This window comes from Mesorhizobium sp. M4B.F.Ca.ET.089.01.1.1 (assembly GCF_004022605.1).
Taxonomy (GTDB): domain Bacteria; phylum Pseudomonadota; class Alphaproteobacteria; order Rhizobiales; family Rhizobiaceae; genus Mesorhizobium; species Mesorhizobium abyssinicae.
Window position 1 is genome coordinate 1 of sequence record NZ_RZOS01000419.1, and the last position, 4,951, is coordinate 4,951.

At 67.2% G+C, this 4,951-nt stretch carries 3 protein-coding genes and 1 pseudogene; 1 reads left to right on the forward strand and 3 read right to left on the reverse strand.

Going from position 1 to position 4,951, the window contains the following annotated elements; translation table 11 throughout:
- The 3 genes from EN780_RS27420 to EN780_RS27430 all read right to left on the reverse strand — a co-directional run.
- Positions 1 to 2,488 (reverse strand): efflux RND transporter permease subunit (locus tag EN780_RS27420; RefSeq protein ID WP_133372733.1); only part of this gene is annotated, 2,488 nt, incomplete at its 3' end.
- Positions 2,485 to 3,648, reverse strand: coding sequence for an efflux RND transporter periplasmic adaptor subunit (locus EN780_RS27425; protein WP_128275862.1), 1,164 nt, complete (start codon positions 3,646 to 3,648; stop codon positions 2,485 to 2,487). The genes EN780_RS27425 and EN780_RS27420, both read right to left, overlap by 4 nt.
- Positions 3,649 to 3,814: 166 nt before the next feature.
- Positions 3,815 to 4,642: a MurR/RpiR family transcriptional regulator gene (locus EN780_RS27430; protein WP_127284149.1), complete on the reverse strand. Its 828-nt coding sequence runs from the start codon at positions 4,640 to 4,642 to the stop codon at positions 3,815 to 3,817.
- A 148-nt stretch (positions 4,643 to 4,790) separates the two neighbouring features.
- On the opposite strand from EN780_RS27430, the pseudogene EN780_RS40860 reads away from it, so the two are divergent.
- Positions 4,791 to 4,951: pseudogene (locus tag EN780_RS40860) on the forward strand (N-formylglutamate amidohydrolase); the annotation flags it as partial.

The window sequence follows — 4,951 nt, forward strand, 5'->3', positions numbered from 1 at the left end:
CCTCGGCGCGGCTCAGCGCGTCGCCGAGCGCGAAGTCGCCTGACAGGTTCGAGGTGATGGCGACCGACGGCTGCTGCTGCTCGCGCGTCAGCGACGGCGGCACGGCGCGTTCGGTCAGCGTGGCGATGGTCGACATCGGCAGGAAGCGACCGTCGCCGGTCTTCACGAAGATGTTCTCGAGGTCGGTCGGGTCGTTGATCGGGTTGGTCGTCGACACCAGCTTCACGCCATAGCTGCGGTCGGCGATATAGACGTCGACGACGTCGTTGCCGTCGAGCATGGCCTGCAGCGTGTCGGCCAGCCCGGTGATGTCGATGCCGAGGTCGGAGGCGCGTTCGCGGTCGATGGCGACGGCGAGCTGGGGCTGGGTCGGGTCGACGGTGAGCCGTGGCGTCTGGAAGCGCTGATCTTTCTGCATCTCGGCAATGACCTCGCCGGCCGCCTCGCCGAGCGCCTTGCGGTCGTTGCCGACCAGCGCGAACTGCAGGCCGTTGCCGGCGCCGCGGATGCCAAGGCTGTTGGGCTGTACGGGGAAGACGCGCACGCTCGGCACCTGCCTCGTCAATCGGCTGATCTCGGCCACGATCTGCTGCTGGCTGCGCGCTCGCTCATTCCACGGCGCCAGCGTCATCACCATGAAGCCTGAGTTGTAGGCGCCGTTCTGGCCGGCGTTTTCGAAGGTGCTGCGGATCTCGCCGGAATCGCGTAGCGGCTGGATCAACCTCTCGATCTTCTGCATCTGCTCGGTCGTGTAGTCGAGGCTGACGCCTTGCGGCGCGCTGATGCGCAACAAGACGACGGCGCGGTCCTCGCTCGGCGTCAGCTCCTGGCGGATGGTGCCGAAAAGCGTGAAGGCGATGCCGGCAAAAAGCACCGCCACCAGCACCACCAGCCACGGCGCGCCGAGGCAGGCGTGCAGGCAGCGCCGGTAGGTCGCGTTCAGCGCGCCGCCGATGCGGGCGCCGAGGCCCTTGCCGCCTTCATGGTGGAGCGAGGCGCTGGACAGCATGCGCGAGGCGAGCATCGGGCAAAGGGTGAGCGCGACCACGCAGGACAGAAGCACCGACATCGCCAGCACGAAGCCGAATTCGCGGAACAGGCCGCCGGTCTGGCCGGGCAGGAAGGAGATCGGCACGAAGACGGCGACCAGCGTCAGCGTGGTGGCGATGACGGCGAAGAACACTTCCTGCGCGCCGAGCACGGCGGCGGCGCGGGGCCCCATGCCTTCGTTGCGCCGGCGCACGATGTTTTCGAGCACGACGATGGCGTCGTCGACGACGAGGCCGGTCGCCAGCACCAGCGCCAGCAGCGTCAGGATGTTGACCGAGAAGCCGGCGAGATAGATCGCGGCGATGGTGCCGATCATGGCGACCGGCATCGACAGGCCGGGGATCAGCGTCGCGCGCCAGTCGAGCAGGAAGGCGTAGATGACGATCAGCACGATCGAGACCGAGAGCGCCAGCGCGATCTCGACCTCGTGCACGGCGCCGTTGACGAAGACCGCGTCGTCGCTGGTGACCTTGATCGACATGCCTTGGGGCAGGTTCTCCTGCAGCTTGGCGACCGCCGCCCTGACGCCGGTCGAGATGTCCAGCGTGTTCGATTCCGCCTGGCGGATGATGCCGAGGCCGATGCCGGTCTTGCCATCCGAACGCAACGCCGTCTGGCCGACGTCGGGGCCGAGCGTGACGGTGGCGACATCGCGGATGCGCGTCTTGCCGCCGACGGTGATGTTCTCGAACTCCTCCGGCGTCGTCACGTCCGCCGTCGTGCGCACGATAAGGTCCTGGTTGGTGGTGGTGATCGAGCCGGCCGGCGAATCGAAGGCGACCGTGGCAAGGGCCGTGCGGAGATCGGCGACGGTGAAGCCGTGGCTGGCGAGCTTGTTCTGGTCGACGTCGATGCGGAAGATCTTGTCGCGGTCACCGGAGACCTGGACGTCGGCAACGCCCGGGACGGCGGCGAGCTCGTCCTCGATCTGGTCCTGGACGATCACCGTCATGTCCTGCACCGACATGGTGTCGGAGGTGACCGCCAGTCGCATCACCGGCTCGGAATTGGCATCGGCCTTGACGATGCGCGGCGTGTCGGCCGTGTCCGGTATCTGGTTGGAGATGCGGCTGACGGCGTCGCGCACATCGGAGGCGGCGACGTCGAGATCGACACCGTCGTTGAACTCGATGGTGACGCGGCTGTTGCCGAAGGAGGAGGTCGACGAGATCGACTTGACGCCGGAGACGCGCGCGACCGCACCCTCGATCGTGTCGGTAAGCTCGCGATCGACGGTCTCGGCTGCCGCGCCCTCGAAGGTGGTGCTGACGGTGATGACGGGGCGGTCGACATCTGGCAGTTCGCGGATCTCGACGCCATAGAAGGCGGCAAGGCCGGCGACCGCGATCAGCGTGTTCAGCACCAGGGCCATGACCGGCCGGCGGATGAACAGCGCGGTGAAGCCGCTCTCGCTGGCGGTGTTGGCGCGGCCGCTCATGGGCTGCCGGCTTCGGCGGCGCGCTGCTCCTCGCCGGCGATGCGGACCTCGCCGCCCTCGCTAACGCTCTGGGTGCCTTCGGTCACCACCATGTCGCCGCTGACGATCGGCGCGTCGATCAGCACCGTCTCGGTGTTGCGCTGGATGATGCGCACCGGAACACGTTTGGCCTTGCCGTCCGCGACCGCCCAGACATAGGCGCCGTCGGACCCCCACAGGATCGCCAGCGGGCTGACCGCCGGATAGGAGTCGCCCGGGAATTGCATGCTGATCTGGAACGACATGCCGGCGCGCAGCGAGTCCGCCGGGTTGGCGATCGTCGCCTTGACCAGCAGCGTGCGGCTGACCTCGTCGATATGGTTGTCGATTGCCGAGACCGTGCCGGTATAGGCCTGGCTGGGGTTGGCGATCGGCGTCGCCGACAGTTGCGCGCCGACCTTGACGGCGGCGGCGAAGCGCTCGGGCACAAGGAAGTCGACCAGGATCGAGGAGCGGTCGTCGAGCGTGGCGATGGCCGACTGGCTGGTCACGTAATTGCCGGCCGAAATCGGCAGGATGCCGACGGTGCCCGCTATGGGCGCCACGACCGAGCGGCGCTGCAGGGCGAGCTCGGCGTCGCGCAACGACAGCTTGGCGTTGGCCAGCGCCACCTCGGCATCGGCGACGGCGACCGGCGTCGCGGCGTTCGAGGCCCGCAGCGACTTGACCCGGTCGAGCTTGTCCTGCGCGTCCTGCAGGCCGACCTTGGCGCGGTCCTCGGCAATCACCTCGGTGTCGGAATCGAGCGTGGCGATGACCTGGCCCTTGTCGACACGGGTTCCGGAGGCGACCAGGAATTCCACGAGACGTCCGGAACTGTAAGGGTTGACCGTCACCGAGGCGTTGGCTCGGCCGGTGCCGATCGCTTGCAGGCGGTCGTTGATGGTGGCGGTGCTCGCCGGCAGGGCGACGACATTGGCCGGTCGCCGGGTGCTGTCGCGACCGCTCGCCTGCCTTGCCGGGTTGACGGCGCCGGTCGTCCGCGCCGATGTCGCGGCATCGGCCCATTCGATGCCCCAGCGTGCCAGCACCTCATGCGCGCCGGGGAAAAAGCGTACCCAGGCGGCCGCGGCGGCCACCAGGATCACAAGCGCAAAAACGATCTGTTTCCAGGCGGCCATCGGCACTCCGGTCGGCAAAACGCCTACAGTTTCCCCAAGCAAAAAACGCAGCGACGCACCCCGGCAATGTGCGAAGCCACGCGATATCATGGCTTTATGGCAATTCTGCCGCTGCCGTGCACATTAAATCTGCGTAACGTTGGCCGGCCGCCGGACCAAATGTTGCCTAGCGCAGGCCTTCCAGCTCACGGATGCGCTTGGCGCCGTCGGCCTCGAGCTGCCTCGTGACGGCTCCGATCAGCGTCTCGGCGACGACGAAGAGGGCGGCCGAGGAATCCCAGGCCGAGGGCACGGCGGTGCGTCCGGCGATGACGTGGCGGGCGAAACGGGCGATCGGCGACAGCCACTGGTCGGTGAACAGCACGATCTGGACGCCGCGCTGATGCGCCGTCTCGGCAAAGCGCACCAGGCTGTCCTGGTAGCGCCTGATGTCGAAGATCACCAGCACGTCGCGCTTGCCCATGTCGATCAGCCGGTCGCGCCAGATGCTCTCCTGTCCGGCGAGGTGGTAGACGTCCGGCTGGACGATGGCGAGGTGGGCGGCCATGTAGCGCGCCAGCGGATCGGTGAAGCGGCCGCCGATCAGGAAGGTCTTGCCGCGCCGCTCGGCAAGTTTCGCGGCGATGTCGGCCAGCTGCTTGTCGGACAGGTGCCTGAAGGTCTCGCGCATGTTCTCGAGCGTCGCCTCGAGCATTGGCGACACCGCGCCGCCGCCGGGCGAGGCCGGGTTGAGCGTGCGCGATGCCGGCGACTGCAATTGCGCCGCCAGCTCGTCCTGAAGCGCCGACTGGAATTCCGGATAGTTCTGGAAGCCGAGACGGGCAACGAAACGCAGGATCGTCGGCGAGGACACGCCGGCGGCGGCCGAAAATTCGGCGACGGTCTTAAGCCCGATCAACGGATAGTTGGCGATCAGCGTCTGTGCCGCGCGCCGCTCGCCGGCCGGCATGGCGCCGATGCGGTCGGAAATCAGTTCGGCGATGCTGGAGATCATGGTTTTCCCCCACCTATTGGCCCGGTCGACGCCGTTCCTCGAAATCGCGTTTGACAAAGCCGGACAAACTGTATGAAATCATCCGCAGGGACGCAATGAGACAAAATACGTAACATACGATACAGCGCTCCCGAGGGGACGACTGACTATGGAGACAGCACGGCCCGCCAGCCCTGCATCGCCTGAAACCGTAAGGGTGACCAACCCCGGCGGGGCGAGCCCATTTGTTCTGACTTGCGACCACGCCTCCAACTTCCTGCCGCCTGAATTCGGCACGCTCGGCTTGCCGACGGAGGACCTCTCCCGCCA